Consider the following 24388-nt stretch of genomic DNA (forward strand, 5'->3'; position numbering starts at 1 on the left):
ATAAGAGAAGGGGAAGCTAATTGATTCTTGACATAAAATTTAAAAAAGTTTAAAATGAAAAAGTACGTGTATGTACAAAGTTTTTAACATATTAATTTGACCATTGAAAACTGAATAAGGAGGTGTGTGCTATAGCTAATTTTATTATTGGATTAAGTATTGGTATAGTAATTGCAGTAATTGCTTCAATTATTGCTTCAGGAATAAGTTTTAAAAAAGGAATTGAGTTTAGAAGGAAAAAGGCAGAGGCTGAAATAGGCAGTGCTGAGGAAGAAGCAAAAAAGATAGTCAGCGAGGGGCAAAAGTTAGCTGAAGGTAAAAAAAGGGAAGTACTTCTTGAAGCTAAAGAAGAAGTTCATAAAAGCAGGGTTGAGCTTGACAGAGAAATAAAAGACAGAAGAAATGACCTTCAAAGGCAGGAGAGAAGACTTGTTCAAAAAGAAGAAACCTTGGACAGAAAAATTGATACATTAGAGCAAAAAGAAGAGGTTTTAAGCAAAAAGAACAAAGAAATTCAAGAGCTGGAAGAAAAAACTGTTGAACTTCAAAAACGACAGCTGGAAGAGTTGGAGAAAATATCAGGACTTTCAGTTGACGAAGCTAAAGATGTTCTTTTAAGAAATGTTGAAAGTGAAGTTAGACATGAAATGGCAATACTAATTAAGGACATTGAAGCTAGGGCAAGAGATGAAGCTGATTCAAAAGCAAAAGAAATAGTTGCTATGTCCATTCAAAAGTGTTCTGCAGATCATGTTTCAGAAATTACTGTTTCTGTTGTTCCACTGCCAAACGATGAAATGAAGGGAAGAATAATAGGTAGGGAAGGTAGAAATATTAGAACTTTAGAAACATTGACAGGAATTGATCTTATCATTGATGATACGCCAGAAGCTGTTATATTGTCAGGGTTTGATCCAATAAAAAGAGAGGTTGCAAGAATAACTCTTGAAAAGCTTATTCTCGATGGAAGAATACATCCTGCAAGAATTGAAGAGATGGTTGAAAAAGCTAAAAAAGAAGTTGAAAATACCATCAGGCAGGAAGGGGATAACGCTACTTTTGAAACTGGTGTACATGGTTTACATCCTGAATTAATTAAGCTTTTAGGAAAACTAAAGTTTAGAACCAGCTATGGTCAGAATGTATTAACTCACTCAATTGAAGTAGCTCATTTGGCAGGGATAATGGCTGCTGAACTTGGAGGAGATGTAAACATGGCAAAGAGAGCTGGTTTGCTTCATGATATAGGTAAAGCTGTAGATCATGAAGTTGAAGGTTCACATGTAACTATTGGTGCAGATTTGGCTAAGAAGTACAGAGAAAGTGTAGATATAGTAAGTGCCATTGCATCCCACCACGGTGATACGGAAGCAACCACAATGGTAGCAGTTTTAATACAGGCTGCTGATTCAATTTCTGCAGCAAGACCAGGTGCAAGAAGAGAAACTTTAGAGTCTTATATCAAGAGACTTGAGAAATTAGAGGAAATAGCTAATTCCTTTGACTCAGTTGATAAGTGCTTTGCTATTCAAGCTGGAAGGGAAATACGTATTATGGTTAAACCTGAAGAGGTATCCGATCCTGAAATTTCCTTAGTTGCAAGAGAGATAGTAAAGAAAATTGAAAATGAACTTGATTACCCAGGTCAAATAAAGGTAAATGCTATTAGGGAAACTAGATTCATTGAGTATGCTAAATAAATTAGTAAAAGTGGAGTATATTATAAAATTTTAGGTGGAGTTGTTCTCCACCTAAAATTTTGGAAAATAACTCATATAATGTCTTAAAAGCATGTAAAAAAATAGACTACTAAAAATAATAAGCGTGATTCACGCTTATTATTTTTAGTTATGAATGTCTTATATAAAGTTGAGTGGGAAATCTTGCTTAAGCCTAGAAACGGAGGATATACATTGAACATACTATTTATTGGAGATATTTTTGGTAATCCTGGAAGAAAGGTAGCAAAAGAAATGATTAGAAGGCTAAAAAAAGAGAGAGAGATAGACTTTTTCTTTGCTAACGGAGAAAATGCTGCAGGTGGAAGCGGGATTACATATGTTGTTGCTCAGGAATTGTATAGAACTGGTGTCCAAGGTATAACACTTGGAAATCATACTTGGTCTAAAAAAGAAGTTATAAATTTCATTTCTTCAGATAAATGTATAGTAAGGCCAGCAAATTATCCATCTGAACTTCCAGGGCGTGGTTCTACAATAATAAAAAGTGAAAAAGGTGAAGTAGGAATACTTAACCTTATGGGAAGAGTATATATGGACAGTATAGATTGTCCTTTTAAAGCCGCAGAAAAAGAAGTTGCCTATTTAAAAAATCTTGTTAAAACTATTGTTGTAGATATTCATGGAGAAGCGACTTCAGAAAAATGTGCCCTTGGATGGTTTCTAGATGGGAAAGTTAGTTGTGTTTTAGGAACCCATACCCATGTTCAGACAGCTGATGAGAAGATATTACCTTATGGAACAGGATATATATCTGATGTTGGAATGACAGGGCCTTATGAAGGTATTATTGGAGTAAAAAGAGATACAGTTATAAATAAATTTATAACACATATGCCAGCGAGATTTGAAGTTGCTCAAGGAAAGGCACAATTTAATGCTGTGTATATTGAGATTGATGACAAAACTGGAAAAACCCTTAATATAGAAAGGATTTTTAAAATCTTGGAAGTGTAGTATATGCAAAAAGAGGATTTTTAAAGTTTTTGTAGAATATTAATAAGTAGTAGTAATTCAAGTTCAGTGTCATTAAGCTTTGTTGATGTATGATTTATGTACATCAAGAAAAGGGGGTAAGAAAATCCATGAGCATCCTAAAAGTTTCAGCAAAATCTAATCCAAACTCTATCGCAGGAGCATTAACAGGATTCGTTAAAGAAGAAGGAACAGTTGAAATCCAAGCAGTAGGAGCAGGAGCATTAAACCAAGCTATTAAAGCAGTAGCTATAGCAAGAGGTTTTGTTGCCCCGCTAGGAATTGAGCTAGTATGTATTCCCGCTTTTACAGAAGTCGACATTGATGGACAGGAAAAAACGGCAATAAGGCTTATTATTGAGCCGAGGAAATAATTAGACCGGATGTTTTTTATAATTAAAGGTCAAATTTGGAAGGTTTTAATAAAAACTTTTCGAATTTGATCTTTTTTTAAGCATAGAATTTTTTTAAAAAGTATTGAAAAAATAGTTATTGACCTTAAGGCAATAATAGGTTAGATTAATAATGAACAGTAAAAAAGAATAGCGAATTTATTATTATTAAAAATATTATAGATAAACAAAAGAAATGAGTTTTGAGATTAAAAACTTAAAAGAGAAGGGGTTGAATATTATGAAAAAGTGGAAATTTAGTCTTTTATTTTTAATTTGTATATGCTTCCTTTTTTCCTTTTCTGTTATCTTTGCACAGGAAGATGTTGGGCGAATCATGCAGGATGAAGATCAATTGCCAGAGCAAGTTAGAGCAAAAGTTTTAAATATAAGTGAAATGGAAGGCGAAAAAATAGATTCAGGTGGATATTTAGAAATAAAAACTCAATTGTTAGAGGTAAAAATACTTGAAGGTATTTATAAAGGAGAAATTATAGAAGCTCAGAATTCACTAAACTCTTTTAATGAGGCATATAATATAACAGTTTCAGAAGGACAGGATGTATTTTTATATATTGATGAGGGACAAGATGGTTCAATAGAAAATGCTTATGTTGTTGAAGTAGTCAGGGACAAATATATTTTATACTTACTTATAGCGTTTATATTATTAATGCTTGTTGTTGGAAGGATGAAAGGTTTTAAAGCGTTAATTTCTCTTAGCATTACTTGTGTTGCTGTTATTTATGTTATGCTTCCGTTAATTTTAAAAGGTTATAATCCTATAATTGTTTCTGTACTTATATGCACAGGAGTTATAGGGTTAACACTTTTACTGGTAAGCGGTATTAATAAAAAATCTCTTTCTGCTATTATAGGTACAGTTGGAGGAGTTGTTACAGCTGGTATCATTGCTCTTGTAATGGGCAGTGTTACAAGTCTTACAGGTCTAGGAAGTGAAGAAGCTCAAATGCTTCAATTTTCGCCACTGGATATTGCACTTGATTTTCGAGGGCTGCTTTTTTCTGGTATTTTAATAGGTGCAATGGGAGCAGTTATGGACGTTGGTATTTCAATAGCATCTTCTGTAACCGAAGTGGCAGCAGTTAAAGAGGATATAAATACAAAAGATTTAATAAAAGCAGGTATGAATGTTGGGCGAGACATACTGGGCACAATGGCAAATACTTTAATTTTAGCATATACAAGTGCTTCAATTCCTCTTTTATTACTTTCTATGGCGTATAATGTTTCATTTATTGAGCTGATAAACTGGGAGATTGTAGCAGGTGAAATTATAAGGGCATTATCAAGCAGTATGGGACTGGTTGTAACTGTTCCTTTGACAGCAGTTGCAGCGGCAACTCTTTTAAATAAAAGAAACATAAAAACAGATGGAAAACTTGAAGCATAAAGTAAAAAAGGTGTGGTATTTTTGAGTATTGTTATAGGAGATAGAATTGATAAAAATGATTTTGGATTATTATATGGATTTAGTTTGTTTGAGACATTTTTAGTTAACAGAGAAGGAAAGATTTTTTTGTTAGATGGTCATTTAAACAGGCTTTTTAATTCCATGGACTTTTTAAAATTTAATTTAGAGTTTTCAAAATCCAATTTAAAGAGAGAAATATTAAAATATGTAGAATTAAATAATATTCAAAACAAAGTAATGAGGGTTACTGTAACATATGGTAACAAACTAAAAAATATAAAGTCTAAAGTTATAATCAGTACTAGGGAAAATACACTTTCTGAAGAAAACTATAAAAGCGGATATAAGCTTAAAATTTCTGATGTTAAAAAAAGTAAGGAATCATATGTTTTAAGGCACAAAACTTCTAATTATTTAGAAAATTATATTATTTCACAAAAGGCTTTAGAAGAAGGCTTTAATGATGCATTATTTTTAAATACAGATAATGAGATAACAGAGACAACAAGGTGCAATATGTTTTTTGTAAAAAATAATGTTATTTATACTCCAACTTTAGAATGTGGTCTTTTGCCAGGGGTTATAAGAGAATGGGTGATAAAAAAAGCTGATAAGTTAGGGATAAAGGTATACCAGGGTAAATATAGTGTTGAGGATTTATTAGATTGTGATTATGCTTTTGTCACCAATTCTGTTATTGGAATTATGGGGATTTCTTACATAGAAGATAAAAAAATAAAAATGAAAGACTTTTTTTATAGAGACTATATTAATGAGTTTGAAAATTTATAATATAGTAATTCAATAAAAAATTAAAGTAGGTGGTAATTATGGAACTTAGAGAAAAGTTTAATAAATTAAAAGAAAATTTAAAATCTATGGAAAGTGTAGCTGTGGCATTCTCAGGCGGAGTTGATAGTACGTTTTTGCTAAAGGTTTCACAGGATGTATTAGGGAACAGGTCTATTGCTGTAACAGCTAGGTCTGAGACTTTTCCAGAAAGAGAATACAAAGAAGCTGTGAATTTTACAAAAAAACATGGAATAAAACATATAACAATAGTTTCAGAGGAACTTGAAATAGAAGGCTTTTCAGATAATCCCACTGACAGGTGTTATTTTTGCAAACATGAACTATTTTCTAAAATAATTAAGTCAGCAAAAGTTGAAAATGTTAGATATGTTTTAGATGGTTCTAATGTAGATGATTTATCAGATTACAGGCCTGGATTAAAAGCGATAGAAGAACTTAAAATATCAAGTCCATTAAAAGAAGCAAAGCTTTCAAAAGATGATATAAGAAAATTGTCAAAGGAAATGAATCTTTCAACATGGAACAAACCTGCATTTGCATGTTTGTCTTCAAGGTTTCCATATGGTCAAAAAATAACATCTAAAAAGCTTAAAATGGTGGATAGGGCAGAGGAGTATCTACTCAAGCTGGGATTTAAACAGGTAAGAGTAAGGCATCATGGTGATATAGCACGAATAGAAGTAGCTTCAAATGAAAGATCAAAATTTTTTAATGAAAATGTAATGGAGGGTGTATCAAATAAGTTAAAAGAAATTGGTTTTTTATATACAGCCTTAGATTTAAAGGGATATAGGACAGGGAGTATGAATGAGACTTTGAATTTGCAAAAAAAACTATTTACTAGTGAGTGAATAAAGAGATTTGATTATGTCAATTTTTTTTCTATAATGCTTTAAAAGTGTAACCTTTTTTATAATACCTAATATAATAATAGTGTAGATGAATACTTACAGCTCATTGATGAGCATGGATAAAATAATGGATAAATCACAAATGACATCAGGATATTTTAAGGTATTATGTAAAAAGGAGGTTTTTTTATGTCTAGCGAACGTTGTCCTAAAATTGAAGCGGGTCAGATTTTAAATCCAGGTTGTTTTCCACCGCCTAATGAGTTGGTGTGTATACAAGTTCCAAAGGTATTTGACCAGGTTGCATTAAGAGATTGTATATCCAGAACGGTTGTCCTGAAAAAAGGTGGAGAGATATGTCATCCAGTATTTACTTATGAAGGTGCCACTGACTTTAATATTGTGGAAGTTAAAGTTATCTCAAAAACAGACTCACTTACAAGACCAGGTTATAAAAAATTAAAGTTGTTTGTTAAGTTAAGGTACAGAATTCACTATTCTGACGGAGTAGAACAATTAGAACAGGTTGATGAAGCGGCTTTTAATATCACAGTTAACGAAATTTACTGTCCTAACTGTATAGCACAGGTAGGAGCCGCAAAGACATGTGATAATTTCTGGACTAGTCCTAAGAAAAAGAAAAAACGTGATGCTGAGGGAACACTTATAAAAGTTGAAGCATTAGCTGAAGCTTTTAATGATGTGCTAAACCAAGCTACTGGTATGTTAACCCTTGACATAGGAGTGTTTTTTATTGTTAAATGCGAGTGTGTTGTACAGTTATTGATGCCATCATATGGATACTGTCCAGTGCCTCCTGAGCAGGTTGTTACACATGCTCAGAACTGTAAGACATTTAATGATAGGAGAAAAACACCATTCCCTGATAAATTTTTTCCAGATCAAAAATGGAATCCATTAGACAAAAAAAGAGAATATAGTGAAGAGTAATTCGGGGTGAGCTTATGGAATATTATTATGCAGGTGTAGAAGTAAGGTCACATGCATTTATACTTGAACGCAGAATGAAGGATGAAGGTGTAAGTTGTGAAATAACTTATATGCCAAGAGAAATAATGACAGATCTTTGTAATTTGGGAGTTAAATTTCAATATGCAGATCTTAATAAATCAATTGATTTGATAAGACGCTCAGGATTACCAGAATGCAAAGTATACAAAGAAGTTATAACACCTGAGAGAGCCTACTACTATGATATTAATATATAAATATAAAAACACTTCCAGTAGATAACCCCCACCGATAACTGATAGTCCTCACTTTAGTCTAAAGTGAGGACTATGTTTTGAGTTTTTAAATGGATAATGGTATTTAAGACAAAGAAAAAGCACCCTATAAACATTATTTTTAGAGTGCTTTTCTTTGTAGTCACTATATATTCTTATTGAGAAAAGCTGACTTGTACCAGTGGATGGTATCTATTAATCCTTCTGCAATAGGATATTTTACACCCCATTTTAAATTATTTTTTAATTTGTAACTATTTAAACCACAGCGTATGTTGCTTTCAGGTTTAACTGTATCATAAGTTTTACCTGAAAGTTTTAAAAGTTCCTGAGCTATTTCGTAGTTTGAAAGTTCATATCCTGAACCTATATTATAAATTTCCCCTGTTTTTCCGTAAAAAATTATTCTTATTAGACCAACACAGTTATCTAAAACATGAATCCACTCTTTTTTTGTCAATACATCAGGTTTTGTAGAAATGTCTCTATTATTTAAGATATTAATAATGCATGATGGAATAAATTCTTCAGTATTTTGAAAAGGTCCATAGTTCTGGCAACACCTTGCTATTATTGCAGGAAATCCATAAGAGTCATAAAAGGATTTTACAACAAGATCAGCACTGGCCTTTGATGCTGCATAAGGGTTTTGTGGGGAAATAGGGGATTCTTCTGTAAAGAAATCATCTTCTTTGTAAGTACTTCCATAAACCTGAGAAGTGGATAATTGAATAAAACGTTTGCCTTTAAAATTGTTCTTACCCCAAAAATACCTTGCACTTTCTAAAAGAGTAAGAGTACCGAGTATATTTGTCTGTGAAAATATCATAGGGTTTGCAAGGCTTTTATTTACATTTGTTTCCGCTGCAAAATTAATTATTATATCTGGTCTATGTCTTTTTATAACATAGTTAACAAGTTCTTGGTTGCATATGCTTCCATTTACAAAATGATATCTTGGAGATCTCTCTAACTCCTTAAGATTATTGAGATTTGACATAGGACCAAGATTATCCATATTTATAACAACAAAATCTTTGTTTCTACGTATAAAGTATTTTATAAAGTTACTGCCGATAAATCCTGTGCCTCCAGTTATGAGTATTACCCTCATTTAAATCACATCCTTGTTTTTGCCTTCATTTAAGATAAGTACATTAAAGTGTCTTTATAGTGTGAGAATTAATTTTTTAGTCAACATACATTTCATCGTCATCGTCATCGTCGTCTTCCTCTTCGATTTCATTATCCCAAGAAGCTTTTAAAAGGAAAGAAGCACCTCTGTTATCTTCAGTGAATTTTAATTTGTAATTTAATTCTTTATCCCCGGGAATTACTACAGTTTTTCCTTCTACATTAAGTTTTTCCGCAAAAAGTTCTGGAAAGGTTTTTTTAATAAACTCCGCAAATTCAGATTTTGAGCCAATAAAATCCTGTTGATATTTCATAATATAAGTCTCCTTTCAAAAATAAAAATTTACTTTACTGACTTAGGAATGCCTTAGAAATAACGCCCTATTCTCAAAGACAAAATCCTGATGATTTAACGTGTTTTGGGCGATGAGAATGGGATGTTATTTCCTAACCATTACTTAGCATAATATTCAAATAATGAATTTATGTTACTTAAAAATAAATTATTTGTCCTTGAGATTTTTTAAGTATTCTGTTGTTATACTTGCAAATCCAGAGCCAGGCATAACAGGTTGGTTATTTGGTTCTAAATAATGGTCATTGTTTTGGTAATTATTTTTTTCTTTTTTTAATAAATCAAGTTCTGACTTAATGTTTAATAAATCAGATTGGGAAATTCTATCTTCTGAAAGGTTTTCCGGGTCAATTTGGTTTTCTAAAAAATTTTGTTTTGCCTCGATATTGTCTATTTTTTCATTGAGTTTATTAATTGTTTCTTTTAATTGATCCATATTGTCAGATAGATATTCTAGGCTTTCTAAAATCACCTTTTTTAGATTTGGTATATCTACGGTTTCTTTATTATTTGATTGTTTATGTTCTATTTTTGGCCTTTGTGAATATAAATGTCTATTATAAAAAAACATAATTATTCCCCCTTTGCATTATTATATTTTATAGCAAAATAAAATGTTACTATTAGAGAAATTCTCTCTTTTAAAAAACAAAAAATAACAAACTTGAATAATTTTAAAATGAATTAAATATGTCAATATTACAAAAGCTTTAATTATGTAGAACTAAACTAAGTAAATTACATTTTAAATTTTGAGTTGTATAATGTTTATTTTTAAAAACTTATGATAAAAAATTCTTTGAGAAAAGTATAGCAAAACTTTGTTTTAGAGAGTTGAGAAAAGTAATTAGTTTATAAATGGTTTTTGTGTTTTAAGTAATAAATTAATGAAAGGATGAATTAAATGAAATCAGTTATCATGGCGGGAGGAGAAGGTACTAGGCTAAGGCCGCTTACATGTAATATTCCTAAACCTATGGTACCTATGGTGAATAAACCTGTTATGGAGCATATTATAGAGTTACTGAAAAAACACAGCCTTACAGATATTGCTGTTACATTGCAGTATATGCCTAATAAAATTAAAAATTATTTTAATGATGGAAGAGAATATGGTGTAAATTTAAAGTATTATATAGAAGATAAACCAATGGGGACAGCTGGGAGTGTTAAGAATGCAGAAGATTTTCTAGATGATACTTTTATTGTCATAAGCGGTGATGCACTTACGGATATTGATTTGAGTAAGGCTATAGATTTTCATTTTAGTAAAAAGTCAATGGCTACCCTCGTTCTTAAAAAAGTTGAGATTCCACTTGAGTATGGTGTGGTTGTAACTGATGAAGAAGGTAGAATAACTAGATTTTTAGAAAAACCAAGCTGGGGCGAAGTTTTTAGTGATACAGTAAATACTGGAATATACATTCTTTCACCGGAAGTGTTAAAGTATTATAATAAAGATGAAATATTTGATTTTAGCAAAGACCTTTTTCCACTTTTGCTAAAAGATAATAAGCCTATGTATGGATATGTAAGTGAAGAGTATTGGTGTGACATAGGAGACTTAAATGCATATAGCCAAGCTCATAAGGATGTGCTAGAAAAACGTGTAAATGTAAGTATACCTGGAAATGAGATTGAGAATGGAGTATGGGCAGGGGAAGATTGTAGTATTGAAGATAATGTGATAATAGAAGCTCCATGTGTAATAGGAGCAAATACAAAGATAAAAAAAGGTGCTGTGTTAGGAAGTTTTACAGTTTTAGGAGAAAATAATATAGTTGGTGAAAGAAGTGGAATAAAAAGAAGCGTTATATGGAAAAACAGTGTTTTGGAAAGTAATATTCAACTAAGAGGTGCAGTTGTTTGCGATAAGGTAAACCTTAAAGAAAATGTATCCTCTTTTGAAAATTCAGTTATTGGTGACGGGACGGTTGTTAAAGAAAATGCAATAATAAAGCCTAATATAAAAATATGGCCTGATAAAATTGTAGAAGAAGAAACAGAGGTTAACTCAAATCTTGTGTGGGGATCTAAGTTTATACGTTCTATTTTTGGTTTCAGAGGAATGGCAGGAGAAATAAATGTAGATATAACGCCGGAGTATGCATCTAAATTAGGTGCTGCATATGGATCTATATTTAAGGGGAAAGGTAGAGTGGCAGTTAGTTCAGACAATTCAAATCCAGCAAAAATGTTGAAAATTTCTTTTGTTGCAGGCTTAGTATCAGCAGGATTAAAGGTGCTAGACTTTGGAACCATGCATTTACCAGTTATAAGATCTGCAGTTAGATTTTATGGTGCAGATGGAGGAATTCATATTGGTACTTCAAGTAGAAATGTAGGAAGATTGCAAATTGATTTTATAGATAAAAATGGAAGCAATATAGAGAGGGGAACAGAGAGAAAAATAGAGACAATGTTTCAAAGAGAAGATTTTAGTAGGTGTGAAGGAAGTTCTATTAAAGATGTTGAGGTTATACCTGATTACACCAAGTTTTATCTTAGAAGTATAGTGAATAATGTGAGATCTGAAAAATTAAACTATAAGATTGCTTTAAATTCTTCATCAGAATCTATATTAAATAGTGTTACAGAGTTGTTAACAGGTCTAGGATGTTCAATAGAGAAGGTAAATATTAATATTAATTATGGAAATAAAGAAATGAATATAAATAATAGAGAGTATTTTGCTAAGATGGTTAGTATGGGAGATTTTGATTTAGGAGTTTCTATTGAAGATACTTCTGAAAAGATGATGCTAGTTGATAATGCAGGAAGAATTGTTACAGATGATATGTTTACTGCACTTATTTCACTTATTATGTTTCGTAACATTGATGGAGGAACGGTGGTTGTGCCAATTTCAACCAGTCACGTAATTGAACAGCTGGCAGATAAAAATAATGGGAAAGTAGTAAGAACTAAAACTTCTCATCAGGATTTGATGAATAAGATTTTAGCAAGTGATATAAAAGAACAGGTATATGACCAGTTTATACTTAATTTTGATGCTATAGCTGGAATTGTTAAAATTTTAGATTTTATGAAAGAAAACAATTATATGCTGTCAGATTTAGTGGACATGATACCGGATTTTCACATAAATGAGAGGGAAGTTGAGTGTTCGTGGAATTCTAAAGGAAAAGTTATTCGTCAAATAATACAGGAAAATGAAAATGAAAGTATAGAGACTTTAGAAGGAGTAAAAATATTTAAAGATGGGGGATGGGTTTTAGTTCTTCCAGATGCAGAGCAGCCTTTGTGCAAAATAAAAAGTGAAAGTTTTTCAGCTGAATTTGCAGAGGAATTGACCAATCAATATGTAAACAAAGTAAGAGAGATAAATAAAAGTTGATGAAAGTTTTAAGAAGTAAAGAGAAAAATGTTTTAAAAAGGATGAAGATTGGTAGATTTTAAATCTTCATCCTTTTATAAAGTCTTGGAAAAAAGTGAAAGAATTCATATCGAAAGGGCTTGATGCCCTAAAATTTATATAAAGTTTTGGTAAATTAATCTCCAAATATAGATTGATAATCTTTTTCTTCGTATGGATCAAAGTAAAAGTCAATATACATAAAATTGTCCTTGTCAATTGGATTATTAGAATCTGGTTTATTAGAAGAAAATGCAGCTCTAAATTCAAACTCAGGTTCTTTTATTGGATTTCTTGCACTTTTGTCAAAAGGTATACTTTCAACTAAAAACACACCTTGTTTTACAAGTTCTTTAGTAACCCACATAAATTCGTCCATATCCTTAACATCCATACATGGTATTTTTCCAGTTTTCATTTCTTTAGCAACATCTTTAATTTCACCTGTTTGGTATCTTACTTGATAAAACATATATGTATCACCTCGCTTTATTTTCTATTATATATTTTATACCACAAAATAAAAGTTTTATAGTGTAATTTTTATGAAAATTAAAATTTTTCTAATGCCTTGTCATGGGCTAGAAAAAAAAGTATAATTAAACTAGTAAATTCCGTTATAGGGAGCCTGCTTAAAAAACTTTTTTAAGAATTTGTTAATTTACTTGAAATAGGTTTTTTTTGTTGTAGAATTATAATTAAAGGTGTTTAAAATCTAAAAACTCTAAAGGGAAGTTTTAATATGATAAAAAGTGATAAAAAAAATGTAATGATGCTTGTATTTATGATTTTAGGGTTTGTGCTGGCATTACAATTTAGAAGTGTAATGAGCACAAATGAAGAAGAGGTGTCAACTGATGAAACAGTAGAGTCTTTGCAAGAAGAGCTTGAACGTGAAAAAATGATTGGAAATAATTTGAGAGATGAGCTAAATGAAAGCATAAAGAGAAGAGATACGATATTGAGAGATATAATGGAAGAGGGAGATAGCACAGATATTACCCAGGAATGGGAAAGGGCAAGAGTGGCAGCAGGTCTTACAGAAGTGGTTGGTGACGGAGTGATTATAACTTTAAATGATGCACTTGAAAAGGTGGAAGGTGCTGATGTTTCTAACTATGTACTGCATGATTTTAGTTTGTATGAAGTGTTAAATGATATAAAAAAGGCAGAACCTATTGCTATATCTATAAATAATGAAAGGATATTATCTACAACTGAAATAGTTTGTGCAGGTCCTACGGTGAGAATTAATAGAAACAGATACCCTGTACCCTATGAAATAAAAGTTATTGGAGATGCAGAGAAAATTAGAGAGGCTTTTTTAAATAGTTCTATGGTAATTACGACTTTTGATGTATACAACATAAGGTATCAAATAAGAGATGAAAAAAATATTGTTATACCCAAATATAGTGGAAATACTGATATTTTGACTAATGTTGTGGAGGTTATTGAATGATAAAATTTACAAGAATTTTGGTTATGACAATTATTTGTTTTTTGATTGGAACGATGGTATCTTGGCAGTACAAGAGCATTGATAACAATAATAGATCTACAAGTTCTCAAAGAACAAATATTTATACTTTACAGGAAGAGCTTATTGAGGAAAAAAGAATAAATGAAAATTTAAAAGAAAGACTTGAAGAAATAAAAAAAGACACAAATGATTATATATATGCAAAAGATGATATTCAAAAAATAGACGAAACAATAAGAAGAGAAATGAAAAATGCTCAAATTTTGGCAGGGTTGGTTGATGTAAAAGGGGAAGGTGTTGTTATTACAATAGATCCTATTTATAGATACATGTCGGAAAGCGATTTTTTAAATGTTATTAATCAGCTCAGAGCATGGGAAGCTCAGGCAATATCAATAAATGGGGAAAGAATTACAGTTTTAACAGAGATTGAGGCTGTAGAGGATAATGTATATAAAATAAATGGCAATTATCATGAAGGAACATATATTATTAAAGCTATATTGCCACCTAATAATATAGATTATTTAATATATGCCATTGAATTAATATTTGAAACAGGATGGCGTAGAGGTTCATTTGAAGTAGAATTTGAAAGAAAGGAAGATATAATAATTCCTAAAATTAGTGGTGAGGATCCGTTGTTAAAATATGTATATTGATTCAAGAAAGGAAAATCAGCAAAGAAAAAGTGGAGGCTTAAGATGATGAAATTTGCCAGAAGTATATCTATAGCTTTAGTATGTGTTGTGTTAGGTGCTATGCTGTCTTGGCAGTATAGAAGTATTAACAGTGAGGGAGCTGTTGATGCTATATATAGTGAAGGGCTTGGAGATTTAAGAGATGAGCTTATTGAAGAAAAGAGAATAAATGAGAGCTTAAAAAGTAGAAATGAGGAATTGCAAAATCAGCTCTCTGAGTATAAGAATGCTATAGACGATGTTGAAATGCTTGAACGAACTATTATAAGAGAAATAGAAAGAGCTGAAATAATTGCAGGACTAGTTGATGTAAAAGGAGATGGTGTTGTTATAACAGTTGATGCTGACATGGCTGTTTGGATGAGACGTCCATATAGTTTTGGTGAGCTAATTAATGATTTAAAGGCATCAGAAGCTCAAGCAATATCGATAAATGATGAAAGAGTAGTAGCTATGTCAGAGATTAAAGGAGTGGAAGATTTTACTAAATGGATGATAAATGGAAGACAATATATGCCGCCTTTTACTATAAAAGTTATTGGTGACCCTGTTAAACTGGACAATTCATTGCATATGTTGGAAGGAATTGTAGATATGTTAAGGAGGGCTGGTTATCAAATCAGTGTTGAAAAAAAAGAAGATATAGTTATTCCCGCGATAAGAGATGATGGTTCAGTTTTAAAATATGATTTGTTAAGTCCTGTAGATTGATAGATATATGCAAGATTTTACACAAATCTCAAAGCACTTCCTGTTAAGGAGGTGTTTTTTTTTAATGGCTAAGAAAGAGCATTGCTTTCTGGCATCAAAAAAGTCTACCGAAAGGCTGTACTTTAAAGAATTACCCTAGCTTTAAATCGGCGAAGCCGACTTTTTTATATTGAACAGGTTATTTTTTGTGATATTTAATTATATAAATATTGTAGGTGGATATTACTTGACTTATATGGAGGGTTAGTATGAAAAATAAAGCTTTTATTGGTTTTATTGTATTGGCTATTATTATTGCAGTTTACTTTATAACAGGAGAAAAAACAAGTGGAGATGAGCTAAAAGAGCCTGATTTAAAAGAGGTCTATTCTGTCAGTCTTGAAAATATAGATTTTAGCAATGAAATTACAGGACTTTTAAGTGAAGGAGTAATAGATGAAATACCTGAGTACGAAGATGTTTTTGTAGATGCATTTAGTACAGATTCCCATAGCAATAAATTATTAAGGTGGGGAATATCAAGGAATGGTTATAATGAAATACCTGATGCAGATCCCGGTGCTCCAGAGCTTTTAGAAAAATATGGAGGTGCCTACTTAGGGGATACTTCTCAAAACAAAATATATCTTACTTTTGATGAGGGTTATGAAAAAGGTTATACTGCTAAGATTCTTGATGCTCTAAGAGATAACAATGTTAATGCCATATTTTTTATAACAGGTCCCTATTTAAAAGAGCATGAAGACTTTGTAAGAAGAATGGTCGAAGAAGGACACGTGGTTGGGAATCATACAGTACACCATCCAAGCCTTCCAAGTATTGCTGACCAAAAGATAGAAGAAGAAATTTTAGGCCTTGATAGAGCTTTTTATGATATTTTCGGTGAAAACATGAAATATTTAAGACCTCCTAAGGGAGAATATAGTGAGAGAACACTGGCTGTTACAAAAAAACTTGGATATACAAATCTCTTTTGGAGCTTTGCATATGATGATTGGTATACAGATAGAATTAGAGGTAAAGAGTATGCCTATGAAAAGGTTATGAACAATCTTCACAATGGTGCAGTGATTTTACTTCATGCAGTCTCAAAGGATAATGCAGACGCAATTGACATGATTATTAAGGGAGCTAGAGAGAGAGGATTTGAATTTGGAGATGTAAATGACTTATAATAAAAACTTCGCCTAATAGAAGGCAGAGCTTTAAAACAAATAAAAGCAAAATAATTATTACAGGGAGAGTACCTATGTCAGGGAGAAAAAAAAAAGCTGAAAAAAATAAAAACAGCATTAAAGAAAAGATGGCTGAGTTTTTAGAGATTCCAAAAGAAATTATATTGGACTTACCTAAAACCACTATGTACGGTAATAAAAATATGGTGGTTGAAAACTATAAAGGCATTATTGAGTATGAAAACGACAGGTTAAGAATAAATACTAATAAAGGCATTATAAGGGTTGTGGGAAATAAACTTTTTATTAAGGAAATAACATCAGAGGATTTGTTGATTTATGGTGAAATAACATCTGTAGAGTTTTTGAAGTGAGTGAGTACGAGCTTAGGTTTTTAAGTGAATGAAAATATGGAGTGAATAAACTTTAGTTTCTGGGATATTGATCTTCATCTTTAATAGTATGAAGCTAGATTAAAAGATATATGGGAGAATCAAAATGTTATTATTAAGATTGTGGAATTATATCAGAGGATATGTTATTATAATGGTTGAAGGATATTTCTTAGAGAAGTTTGTCAATATATGTATTAAAAGGCAGATATATTTATGGGATATTAAAAAGAAAAAAAACAGCAAGATGAAACTTAAAATCAGTATAAAAGGCTTTAGGCTTTTAAGACCTGTTGCTAGAAAAACTGGATGTAGCGTAAGAATTATTGAAAAAAAGGGAATACCCTTTATAATAAGCAGGTATAAAGAAAGAAAAACTTTTATACTTGGATCGTTAGTGTTTGTTGTACTTTTTTATATCATGACATCATTCGTATGGACAGTTGAAATTACAGGAAATGAAAAAGTCGAGACTGAGCTGATAATGGATTACTTGGATGAAAAAGGAATTGGGCCTGGAATATTAAAATATGGAGTTAATACAGAAAGCCTTGCAAACAGTATTATTATTGAAATAGATGAGCTATCTTGGGTAAATGTCATGATACAAGGCACTAAGTTAAAGGTTAATGTAGCTGAGAGAGTAGAACCACCTAAAATAATTCCTAAGGATGTACCCTGTGATGTGGTGGCATCTAAAGATGGTATTATTGAATCTTTGATTGTAAAAGATGGTTATTCCACGTTAAGTGAAGGAGATACTGTAAAAAAAGGTGATGTACTAATATCAGGTTCTATACCTATCTTAGATGAGGAAGATTTTAGAGTGGTTCATGCAATGGGTGAGGTAATGGCTAGGACATGGTATGAAAACAAGCAACCAATACATTTAAAGGTAACAGAAGAGATAAGGACGGGAAGTAAAAAAAATAATGTTTCTTTAATGTTTTTTAGAAAAACAGTTCCCTTTTTTCATAAAGAGGTGGACTATGAAGAGCATGAAGAAGAAAAGACAAAAAAAGTATTGTCAATAGGTGAAAATTTAGTGTTGCCATTTGGTATTATTGTCGAAAGATATTATGAAAATGTGATTGTTGAAGCTAAAGTTTCTATTGAGGAAGCTAAAGAGGCTGCTGTAGATGCGGCATATAATGAGATTTTAAAGGTAGCACCTGAAGAATCACAGATTGCAGATAAAAAGGTTAATTTTTTAGAAAAAGATGATGGTAGCATTTATGCAGATGTTATTGTTGAGTGTATAGAAAACATTGGAATAACAAAAAAGATTGGAGGAGAATGATTGGGAAGTCTTAAAGAAATAACATTAGAAGTTGATAGAATTGAACATGCCATGCAGTTGTTTGGTAATTTTGATGAAAATGTTCAAGTTATAGAGGATGCATTTGATGTAAAAATAATCTCTCGGGACAATGAAATAAAGGTATCAGGTTGTGAGGAAGAAGTTTCAAAAGCTAAAACTGTTCTCAAACGTTTAATAAGCCTTGTTGCACAGGGAGATATTATAACCAAACAAAGCGTTGGTTATTTGGTGCAACTGGCAAGTGAAAATCATATAGACAAGGTTAAAGATTTTAGTGCTGAGAATATTTGTACTACAGCAAGAGGTAAGCAAATTAAATGTAAAACCCATGGTCAGAAGAAATATGTGGATACAATAAGAACTAATGATGTGGTTTTTGGCATTGGGCCTGCTGGTACAGGGAAGACTTTTTTAGCTGTAGCAATGGCAGTGACTGCTTTTAAAAACAAAGAAGTGGACAGAATAGTTCTTACAAGACCTGCTGTAGAAGCAGGTGAGAAGCTTGGTTTTTTGCCAGGGGATTTGCAGAATAAAGTGGATCCATATTTAAGGCCTTTATATGATTCTCTTTACGAGATGATGGGATTTGATGCTTATCAAAAATATGTTGAAAAGGGTATGATTGAAGTTGTGCCTTTAGCTTATATGAGAGGAAGAACTTTAGATGATTCCTTTATAATATTAGATGAAGCACAAAACACCACACCTGAACAAATGAAAATGTTTTTAACCCGTATTGGATTTGGTTCTAAAGCTGTTGTAACTGGGGATATAACTCAGATGGATTTGCCACAGGACAAAAAGTCTGGTTTAAAAGAAGTTATTAAGATTTTAAAAAATATTAAAGGTCTAGGTTTTGTATATTTATCTGACAGGGATGTAGTAAGGCATGAACTGGTTCAAAAAATAATACAAGCTTATGAAAAATACGATAAATTGAAAAGTAAGCGTTCCTGACTTCTTTTAAGAGGAGAGTATTATAATGACTAAAGAAAAGAAAAAAGATGCTAATGGCAATTTAAAGATTAATTTTAAAGATAAAAGGATGCAAAGAATAATTATTGCTGTCTTTACTCTTATTATTGCATTTTCTATTGTACTACATGGGTCTACTCCTAAAAGGTACAGGATGACTTTAGATACTAAATCTGAATATGATATAACAGCTCCTAGGGATATAGTAAATACTATAAAGACAGAACAAAATTCTATTGAAGCAGCAGAGGCTGAGGAACCTGAAATGAAAGAAATAAGGGATGCCTCTATATTAGTTATGAACAAATTAACCAGTTTCTTATCTTTGGTTAACAGAACAAGAAATAATTTCAATAAAACTATCAGTTCATTAGAACTTGAAATGGATGATGATTATGATGAGCTTTTTGAGAAAGAACTTGAAAAAGCTGTTTTGTCAATAGAAGAGCGCAGTGAGGAGACAGGTTATGAGTTTTCAGAAGAACAGATTATTTATCTTATTTCAGAAGCAGAGGATGAAGAAATAGAAGAATTTGAAAATGTAATGATGGAAATGATTAGCGATATCATGATAGAGGATATTACAGAAGATAATTTAGCAGCTAGAATTGTTGAGCTTCAAAACAATATATCTAACAGCAATTTAAATCAAGAACTTAAAAATATTGGAATTATTGTGTCTAATTATATTTTAAAGCCCAATAGAACAATTGATACTGTTGCTACAAGGATAAAAAAAGAACAGGCATATAATGATCCTGCTAATATTGTTACAATTGAAAAGGGACAGAGAATACTTAGTGTAGGTGATACTGTAACAGAAGATAAATTGAAAATCCTTGAGGAGTTGAATCTTTTAGAGACTAAAAGCAGGTTTGATTACTTACTTGCATTAGCAATATTGACTATTCTAGTAATGCTTTTACTCTTATTGATTTTATACATGAACAACTTTTGTAAAAAGGTTTTGTATAATAGGAATGACTTGATACTTTTATCAATTGTTATTTTGCTTACACTTTTTATTGCAAGATGGGTGCATGAGTATTCTACATTGCTGATACCAATATTTTTAGCTACAATGCTAATATCTATACTATTGAATGTTAAACTTGCTCTGATGGTAAATTTAGTTTTAACCATTGCGATTTCAATTATGACAAATGGAGAATTCAAGTTTATGTTTATGGCACTTATAAGTGGAACTTTTTCAGCTTTTCTTGTTTCAAGGGCGAACCAAAGAAATAAACTTACTATAGCTGGTGGAATGATTGCCCTTTTAAATGTTGTTGCTATTGTTCCAATAAATTTGATACATAAGTCTGGATGGAACACGATTTTACAAGATGGGGCTATTGTTTTAGTTAATGGCCTTATATCTACGGTATTTACCATTGGGCTTTTACCAACACTAGAAAGTACATTTAATATAATAACTCCAATGCGCCTATTAGAACTTGGAAATCCAAATCAGCCACTTTTAAAAAGATTGCTTACAGAAGCCCCGGGAACTTATCATCACAGTTTGATGGTAGGAAACTTAGCAGAAGTTGGAGCGGAAGCAGTAGGGGGTAATGCCTTGCTTGCAAGAGTTGGTGCGTATTTTCATGATATAGGAAAGCTTAAAAGGCCAAATTTCTTTTCAGAAAATCAGATGACAGAAAACCCACATCATAAAATGACACCCAACTTAAGTGCACTTGTTATTACATCGCATGTTACTGATGGTATGGAAATGGCGAAAAAATACAAAATACCTCTTGCAATAAAAGATATAATATTACAGCATCACGGGACTACTTTAGTGGCATATTTTTTTCATAAAGCAAAAAAATCTGAAAAAAGTGAAATGGTGGATGAGTCTAAATTTAGATATGAAGGGGTAAAGCCTAAGTCTAAGGAAGGGGCAGTAGTAATGCTTGCAGATTCTGTGGAAGCTGCTGTTAGATCTATGCCTGATAAGACAGAAGGAAAGATTGAAGGGTTAATTAGAAAAATTATTAAAGACAAACTAAATGATGGTCAGCTTGATCATTGTGAATTAACACTTAAAGACTTAGATGGTATTGCAAAATCTTTTATGAAAGTTTTTAGTGGATTTTTTCATGCAAGAGAAGAATACCCGAACATTAAAAAAGAAGTTCAAAAAAATGAAAAAGGCGATAATAATAAGTCTGATGAATCAGAAGAGGCTTCTGAGGAGATTGCGACAACAAACGAAAAGTTATCTACTGATGAAAAGAGTTAGAATTTGTAATGCTTTTTGAAATATTAGCAGGAGGAGATTAGATAAATGGGAGTTTATATTGAAAATTTACAGGATAGAGTTGAGTTAAATGATAAAATTGTTAATTTAATGAATGATGCAGTAAAAAATATTATAGGGAGTGAGAACTTTGACTATCCATATGATGTTGACATTATGATTGTTGATGATGAAAAGATAAGACAGATGAATTTAGAATACAGAAACATTGATAAAGTAACTGATGTTTTGTCTTTTCCAATTGTAGATATGCATGAAGGAACAATAAAATCAAGTTGTGGTGATTTTGACAAAGATGAAGGAGTAATTATTTTAGGAGATATTGTTATTTCTATTGAAAAGACTGTGGCACAGTCTTTAGATTATGGTCATTCTTTTGAAAGGGAATTAATATTTTTACTGACTCATGGAGTATATCATTTGCTTGGATATGATCATGATACAGTGGAAAGAGAGAAGAAAATGTTTGAAAAGCAAGATAAGGTTTTGAATAAAATGGGATTAGAAAGAATATAAACTCACCTTTTAAAGGAATAATTTCATTTCTTAAAATGTATAACTTGAGGTATGGATTTATGAAGAATAAAAATCTATTTGACAGCTTTAACAATGCAATAAAAGGAATAATTTATGCCATTAAAAGTGAGCGTAACATGAAGATACATGTAGGAATTTCAATAGCAGTTCTTTTAATGAGCTTATTTTTAGACATTACAAAGCTTGAGTTTATAGTTATTTGTTTTGCAATAGGAATGGTAATAACTGCGGAGATATTCAACACTGCAATTGAAGTTATTGTGGATTTGATAACAACAGGGTATCATCCAAAAATAAAAATTATTAAGGATGTTGCAGCAGGCGGAGTATTAGTTGCTTCTTTTATTTCTGTTGTCATAGGATATTTTATTTTTTTTGACAGAGTGAGTACAGGACTGGAAAAAGGTGTTGAAAGAATACGGCAATATCCAATGCATGTTGCTATTATTGCAGTTGTAATTACTATAATAATAGTACTTGTTATAAAATCTTTTTCACCTAATTATACGCCTTTAAGAGGAGGTATGCCAAGTGGACATGCAGCAATTGCATCTTCAATTACAACTGCTGTTGCTCTTTGGTCTTTTAATATAAAAATAACTATATTGTGTTTGATACTATTGTTTCTTGTTGTACAAAGTCGTATAGAAGCAAAAATACATAGTTTTACAGAGGTGTTTGTTGGAACTGTTATTGGTTTTTTGGTGACATTGTTTTTATTTAGTATTTTTCATACTTAGAAAATTTTAGGTCAAATATTAAAAAAATCACATATGTAAAAGCATAAAAGTTATTAAAAAAGAGGTTTTTTAATACAAGAGTGATAAAGATGGGGGTGTATAAAAGAATGGATGATAAAAAACTTTTAAATATAGCTATGGACATAAAGAAAAATTCCTATTCTCCGTATTCAAAATTTTCAGTTGGTGCAGCTGTTTTAACGGATAATGAAAAGGTTTATACTGGTGTTAACATTGAAAACGCCAGTTTTGGTGCAACAAATTGTGCAGAGAGAACAGCGGTATTTAAAGCTGTTTCAGAAGGAGAGTTGAAAATAAAGGCTGTGGCTGTCTGCGGTGACAATGACAGCATTACATTTCCATGCGGTATATGTAGGCAGGTGATTTTGGAGTTTGGAGATAAAAGCACAAAAATTATTTGTGGAAACAAAAATGGCGATTTTAAAGCTTTTACTCTAGATGAGCTTTTACCCTGTGCTTTTAAAGATTTTTAATTTTAAAGATTTTGTTTTACAGAATTAATAATAGGTTATAATAAAAAAAGGACAAGTATAAATATGAGGTGATATATATGGGGTTTAAATCAGGATTTGTGTCAATCATTGGAAGACCTAATGTAGGAAAGTCTACACTTTTAAATAAAATTTTAGGCGAGAAAATAGCTATTATGTCAAACAAGCCGCAGACTACCAGAAATACAATAAAATCTATTGTGACTGGCGAGGATTATCAGATGGTTTTTATAGATACTCCTGGTATACATAAGCCAAAAACAAAGCTTGGTGACTACATGGTTAATGTAGCACAGGATACTCTAAATGAGGTTGATGTAGTGTTTTTTTTGGTAGAGGCACAGCATTTAAAACCTGGTTCAGGAGATTTATATATTATAGAACAATTAAAAAAAATTAAAACACCAGTTTTTTTAATTATCAATAAAATTGATCTTATTTCAAAAGATGAGTTGCTAAATGTAATAGCTCAATATAAAGATGCAATGGATTTTAAAGAAATTATACCTATATCGGCTGTTAAAGATGCATGTGTAGATATAATTATTAATGAAACAAAGGAAATTTTACCTAAAGGTCCTAAATATTTTTCTGATGATATGATTACAGATCAACCAGAAAAGATTATTGTAGCAGAACTTATAAGAGAAAAAGTATTAGAACTTCTAAGTGATGAAGTTCCTCATGGCATAGGAGTTGAGGTAATTAGCTTTAAAGATAGAAAGGATAAGGATATAATTGATATTCAGGCAAATATTTATTGTGAAAGACCTACTCACAAAGGTATTTTGATAGGGAAAAACGGAAGCATGCTTAAAAAAATAGGTACTCTTTCAAGGACGGATATTGAAAATTTATTAGGCAATAAAGTTTTTTTGGAATTATGGGTTAAGATAAAGTCAGATTGGAGAAATAATGATTTTATGCTGAAAACTTTAGGATATAAAAAGTAACATAAGGTTTTTGAATTTTAGTAAAAATTTTTCTGGTATACAAAAATAGAATAAGTGAACCCTAATTATTGAGAAGAAAAAAAGAGGGGGACTACATTTATGTTAAAAGATTTTGCGTGGAAGGCATTTGAAAATACAGGAGACATAACAACATATATGTTTTTGAAAGAAATTGAAGAAAAAAAGAGAGTAATAGAAGAAACAAAAATGGTCAAAGAAGAAGTTGCTATTGGATCAACAGCAGTGTAGTGTAATAATTTGTGTAAATAAAAGTCTAGGGGCGTTTAGCCCCTTATGCTTATTAA

26 protein-coding genes are annotated in these 24388 nt (G+C 31.3%); 22 read left to right on the forward strand and 4 right to left on the reverse strand.

All coding sequences use genetic code 11. From position 1 onward, the window contains the following. The first annotated feature begins 158 nt into the window (after positions 1-158). From rny to RBH29_RS05885, 8 genes are all read left to right on the forward strand, one after another. The gene (gene rny / locus RBH29_RS05850) at positions 159-1700 is read left to right on the forward strand and encodes a ribonuclease Y (RefSeq protein ID WP_459076760.1); all 1542 of its coding nucleotides are present in this window, start codon (positions 159-161) and stop codon (positions 1698-1700) included. Positions 1701-1913: 213 nt separating this feature from the next. Beyond that, positions 1914-2696 (forward strand): TIGR00282 family metallophosphoesterase, encoded by a 783-nt coding sequence (locus RBH29_RS05855; protein WP_306695839.1) that lies wholly within the window; start codon positions 1914-1916, stop codon positions 2694-2696. Between the two features lie 128 nt (positions 2697-2824). Further along, a complete protein-coding gene (locus RBH29_RS05860; RefSeq protein WP_306695840.1) occupies positions 2825-3088 on the forward strand; it encodes a stage V sporulation protein S in 264 nt (87 codons plus the stop codon). Between the two features lie 259 nt (positions 3089-3347). Then, complete coding sequence (locus RBH29_RS05865; protein WP_306695841.1) at positions 3348-4520, forward strand: YibE/F family protein; 1173 nt, start codon at positions 3348-3350, stop codon at positions 4518-4520. Between the two features lie 21 nt (positions 4521-4541). Next, on the forward strand, positions 4542-5333 hold the full coding sequence (locus tag RBH29_RS05870; RefSeq protein ID WP_306695842.1) for an aminotransferase class IV: 792 nt from the start codon (positions 4542-4544) through the stop codon (positions 5331-5333). Between the two features lie 38 nt (positions 5334-5371). Continuing rightward, positions 5372-6205: an ATP-dependent sacrificial sulfur transferase LarE gene (larE, locus tag RBH29_RS05875; protein WP_306695843.1), complete on the forward strand. Its 834-nt coding sequence runs from the start codon at positions 5372-5374 to the stop codon at positions 6203-6205. Between the two features lie 189 nt (positions 6206-6394). Further along, on the forward strand, positions 6395-7156 hold the full coding sequence (locus RBH29_RS05880) for a hypothetical protein (RefSeq protein WP_306695844.1): 762 nt from the start codon (positions 6395-6397) through the stop codon (positions 7154-7156). A gap of 14 nt (positions 7157-7170) precedes the next feature. Continuing rightward, positions 7171-7434, forward strand: a complete 264-nt coding sequence (locus RBH29_RS05885) for a DUF3343 domain-containing protein (RefSeq protein WP_306695845.1) — start codon at positions 7171-7173, stop codon at positions 7432-7434. A gap of 163 nt (positions 7435-7597) precedes the next feature. Here the strand turns inward: RBH29_RS05885 and RBH29_RS05890 are convergent, their stop codons facing one another. From RBH29_RS05890 to RBH29_RS05900, 3 genes are all read right to left on the reverse strand, one after another. Beyond that, positions 7598-8566 (reverse strand): dTDP-glucose 4,6-dehydratase, encoded by a 969-nt coding sequence (locus RBH29_RS05890; RefSeq protein ID WP_306695846.1) that lies wholly within the window; start codon positions 8564-8566, stop codon positions 7598-7600. Between the two features lie 76 nt (positions 8567-8642). Further along, positions 8643-8900 carry a transcription initiation factor IIE gene (locus RBH29_RS05895; protein ID WP_306695847.1) on the reverse strand — a complete coding sequence of 86 codons (258 nt, stop codon included), beginning with the start codon at positions 8898-8900 and terminating at the stop codon, positions 8643-8645. Between the two features lie 189 nt (positions 8901-9089). Continuing rightward, complete coding sequence (locus tag RBH29_RS05900) at positions 9090-9512, reverse strand: hypothetical protein (RefSeq protein WP_306695848.1); 423 nt, start codon at positions 9510-9512, stop codon at positions 9090-9092. Between the two features lie 333 nt (positions 9513-9845). Here RBH29_RS05900 and RBH29_RS05905 point away from each other — a divergent pair, with 333 nt between their 5' ends. Beyond that, a complete protein-coding gene (locus tag RBH29_RS05905) occupies positions 9846-12299 on the forward strand; it encodes a mannose-1-phosphate guanyltransferase (RefSeq protein ID WP_306695849.1) in 2454 nt (817 codons plus the stop codon). A 154-nt stretch (positions 12300-12453) separates the two neighbouring features. Here the strand turns inward: RBH29_RS05905 and RBH29_RS05910 are convergent, their stop codons facing one another. Further along, positions 12454-12789: a hypothetical protein gene (locus RBH29_RS05910; RefSeq protein WP_306695850.1), complete on the reverse strand. Its 336-nt coding sequence runs from the start codon at positions 12787-12789 to the stop codon at positions 12454-12456. Between the two features lie 270 nt (positions 12790-13059). On the opposite strand from RBH29_RS05910, the gene RBH29_RS05915 reads away from it, so the two are divergent. The 13 genes from RBH29_RS05915 (at position 13060) to RBH29_RS05975 (ending at position 24332) form a co-directional block, all read left to right on the forward strand. After that, a complete protein-coding gene (locus tag RBH29_RS05915; RefSeq protein ID WP_306695851.1) occupies positions 13060-13779 on the forward strand; it encodes a DUF881 domain-containing protein in 720 nt (239 codons plus the stop codon). Further along, positions 13776-14462 carry a DUF881 domain-containing protein gene (locus RBH29_RS05920; RefSeq protein WP_306695852.1) on the forward strand — a complete coding sequence of 229 codons (687 nt, stop codon included), beginning with the start codon at positions 13776-13778 and terminating at the stop codon, positions 14460-14462. Before RBH29_RS05915 ends, RBH29_RS05920 begins: the two co-directional genes overlap by 4 nt. Before the next feature lie 42 nt (positions 14463-14504). Next, positions 14505-15212, forward strand: coding sequence for a DUF881 domain-containing protein (locus RBH29_RS05925; protein WP_306695853.1), 708 nt, complete (start codon positions 14505-14507; stop codon positions 15210-15212). 248 nt (positions 15213-15460) lie between these two features. Then, complete coding sequence (pdaA, locus tag RBH29_RS05930; RefSeq protein WP_306695854.1) at positions 15461-16387, forward strand: delta-lactam-biosynthetic de-N-acetylase; 927 nt, start codon at positions 15461-15463, stop codon at positions 16385-16387. A gap of 74 nt (positions 16388-16461) precedes the next feature. Then, positions 16462-16761 carry a sporulation protein YqfC gene (yqfC, locus tag RBH29_RS05935; protein ID WP_306695855.1) on the forward strand — a complete coding sequence of 100 codons (300 nt, stop codon included), beginning with the start codon at positions 16462-16464 and terminating at the stop codon, positions 16759-16761. 124 nt (positions 16762-16885) lie between these two features. Further along, positions 16886-18079 carry a sporulation protein YqfD gene (gene yqfD / locus RBH29_RS05940; protein WP_306695856.1) on the forward strand — a complete coding sequence of 398 codons (1194 nt, stop codon included), beginning with the start codon at positions 16886-16888 and terminating at the stop codon, positions 18077-18079. Further along, positions 18080-19057, forward strand: a complete 978-nt coding sequence (locus tag RBH29_RS05945) for a PhoH family protein (protein ID WP_306695857.1) — start codon at positions 18080-18082, stop codon at positions 19055-19057. 25 nt (positions 19058-19082) lie between these two features. Further along, on the forward strand, positions 19083-21323 hold the full coding sequence (locus RBH29_RS05950) for an HD family phosphohydrolase (RefSeq protein ID WP_306695858.1): 2241 nt from the start codon (positions 19083-19085) through the stop codon (positions 21321-21323). Between the two features lie 45 nt (positions 21324-21368). Continuing rightward, entirely contained in the window at positions 21369-21857 is a 489-nt protein-coding gene (gene ybeY / locus RBH29_RS05955) for an rRNA maturation RNase YbeY (RefSeq protein ID WP_306695859.1), read from the forward strand. Positions 21858-21916: 59 nt separating this feature from the next. Continuing rightward, complete coding sequence (locus tag RBH29_RS05960; protein WP_306695860.1) at positions 21917-22618, forward strand: diacylglycerol kinase; 702 nt, start codon at positions 21917-21919, stop codon at positions 22616-22618. A gap of 107 nt (positions 22619-22725) precedes the next feature. Further along, positions 22726-23112: a cytidine deaminase gene (locus RBH29_RS05965; RefSeq protein WP_306695861.1), complete on the forward strand. Its 387-nt coding sequence runs from the start codon at positions 22726-22728 to the stop codon at positions 23110-23112. Positions 23113-23189: 77 nt separating this feature from the next. Next, positions 23190-24083 (forward strand): GTPase Era, encoded by an 894-nt coding sequence (gene era / locus RBH29_RS05970; protein WP_306695862.1) that lies wholly within the window; start codon positions 23190-23192, stop codon positions 24081-24083. 99 nt (positions 24084-24182) lie between these two features. Further along, entirely contained in the window at positions 24183-24332 is a 150-nt protein-coding gene (locus RBH29_RS05975; RefSeq protein ID WP_306695863.1) for a YqzL family protein, read from the forward strand. Positions 24333-24388: the final 56 nt, after the last annotated feature.

Source organism: Herbivorax alkaliphila (assembly GCF_030848475.1).
GTDB lineage: Bacteria > Bacillota > Clostridia > Acetivibrionales > Acetivibrionaceae > Herbivorax.

Coding starts and splice junctions, on each gene's coding strand:
- RBH29_RS05860 (WP_306695840.1), top strand. CDS start 2,825: ATGAGCATCCTAAAAGTTTCAGCAAAATCTAATCCAAACTCTATCGCA.
- RBH29_RS05865 (WP_306695841.1), top strand. CDS start 3,348: ATGAAAAAGTGGAAATTTAGTCTTTTATTTTTAATTTGTATATGCTTC.
- larE (WP_306695843.1), top strand. CDS start 5,372: ATGGAACTTAGAGAAAAGTTTAATAAATTAAAAGAAAATTTAAAATCT.
- RBH29_RS05880 (WP_306695844.1), top strand. CDS start 6,395: ATGTCTAGCGAACGTTGTCCTAAAATTGAAGCGGGTCAGATTTTAAAT.
- RBH29_RS05885 (WP_306695845.1), top strand. CDS start 7,171: ATGGAATATTATTATGCAGGTGTAGAAGTAAGGTCACATGCATTTATA.
- RBH29_RS05890 (WP_306695846.1), bottom strand. CDS start 8,566: ATGAGGGTAATACTCATAACTGGAGGCACAGGATTTATCGGCAGTAAC.
- RBH29_RS05895 (WP_306695847.1), bottom strand. CDS start 8,900: ATGAAATATCAACAGGATTTTATTGGCTCAAAATCTGAATTTGCGGAG.
- RBH29_RS05900 (WP_306695848.1), bottom strand. CDS start 9,512: ATGTTTTTTTATAATAGACATTTATATTCACAAAGGCCAAAAATAGAA.
- RBH29_RS05905 (WP_306695849.1), top strand. CDS start 9,846: ATGAAATCAGTTATCATGGCGGGAGGAGAAGGTACTAGGCTAAGGCCG.
- RBH29_RS05910 (WP_306695850.1), bottom strand. CDS start 12,789: ATGTTTTATCAAGTAAGATACCAAACAGGTGAAATTAAAGATGTTGCT.
- RBH29_RS05915 (WP_306695851.1), top strand. CDS start 13,060: ATGATAAAAAGTGATAAAAAAAATGTAATGATGCTTGTATTTATGATT.
- RBH29_RS05920 (WP_306695852.1), top strand. CDS start 13,776: ATGATAAAATTTACAAGAATTTTGGTTATGACAATTATTTGTTTTTTG.
- RBH29_RS05925 (WP_306695853.1), top strand. CDS start 14,505: ATGATGAAATTTGCCAGAAGTATATCTATAGCTTTAGTATGTGTTGTG.
- pdaA (WP_306695854.1), top strand. CDS start 15,461: ATGAAAAATAAAGCTTTTATTGGTTTTATTGTATTGGCTATTATTATT.
- yqfC (WP_306695855.1), top strand. CDS start 16,462: ATGTCAGGGAGAAAAAAAAAAGCTGAAAAAAATAAAAACAGCATTAAA.
- yqfD (WP_306695856.1), top strand. CDS start 16,886: ATGTTATTATTAAGATTGTGGAATTATATCAGAGGATATGTTATTATA.
- RBH29_RS05950 (WP_306695858.1), top strand. CDS start 19,083: ATGACTAAAGAAAAGAAAAAAGATGCTAATGGCAATTTAAAGATTAAT.
- ybeY (WP_306695859.1), top strand. CDS start 21,369: ATGGGAGTTTATATTGAAAATTTACAGGATAGAGTTGAGTTAAATGAT.
- RBH29_RS05960 (WP_306695860.1), top strand. CDS start 21,917: ATGAAGAATAAAAATCTATTTGACAGCTTTAACAATGCAATAAAAGGA.
- RBH29_RS05965 (WP_306695861.1), top strand. CDS start 22,726: ATGGATGATAAAAAACTTTTAAATATAGCTATGGACATAAAGAAAAAT.
- era (WP_306695862.1), top strand. CDS start 23,190: ATGGGGTTTAAATCAGGATTTGTGTCAATCATTGGAAGACCTAATGTA.
- RBH29_RS05975 (WP_306695863.1), top strand. CDS start 24,183: ATGTTAAAAGATTTTGCGTGGAAGGCATTTGAAAATACAGGAGACATA.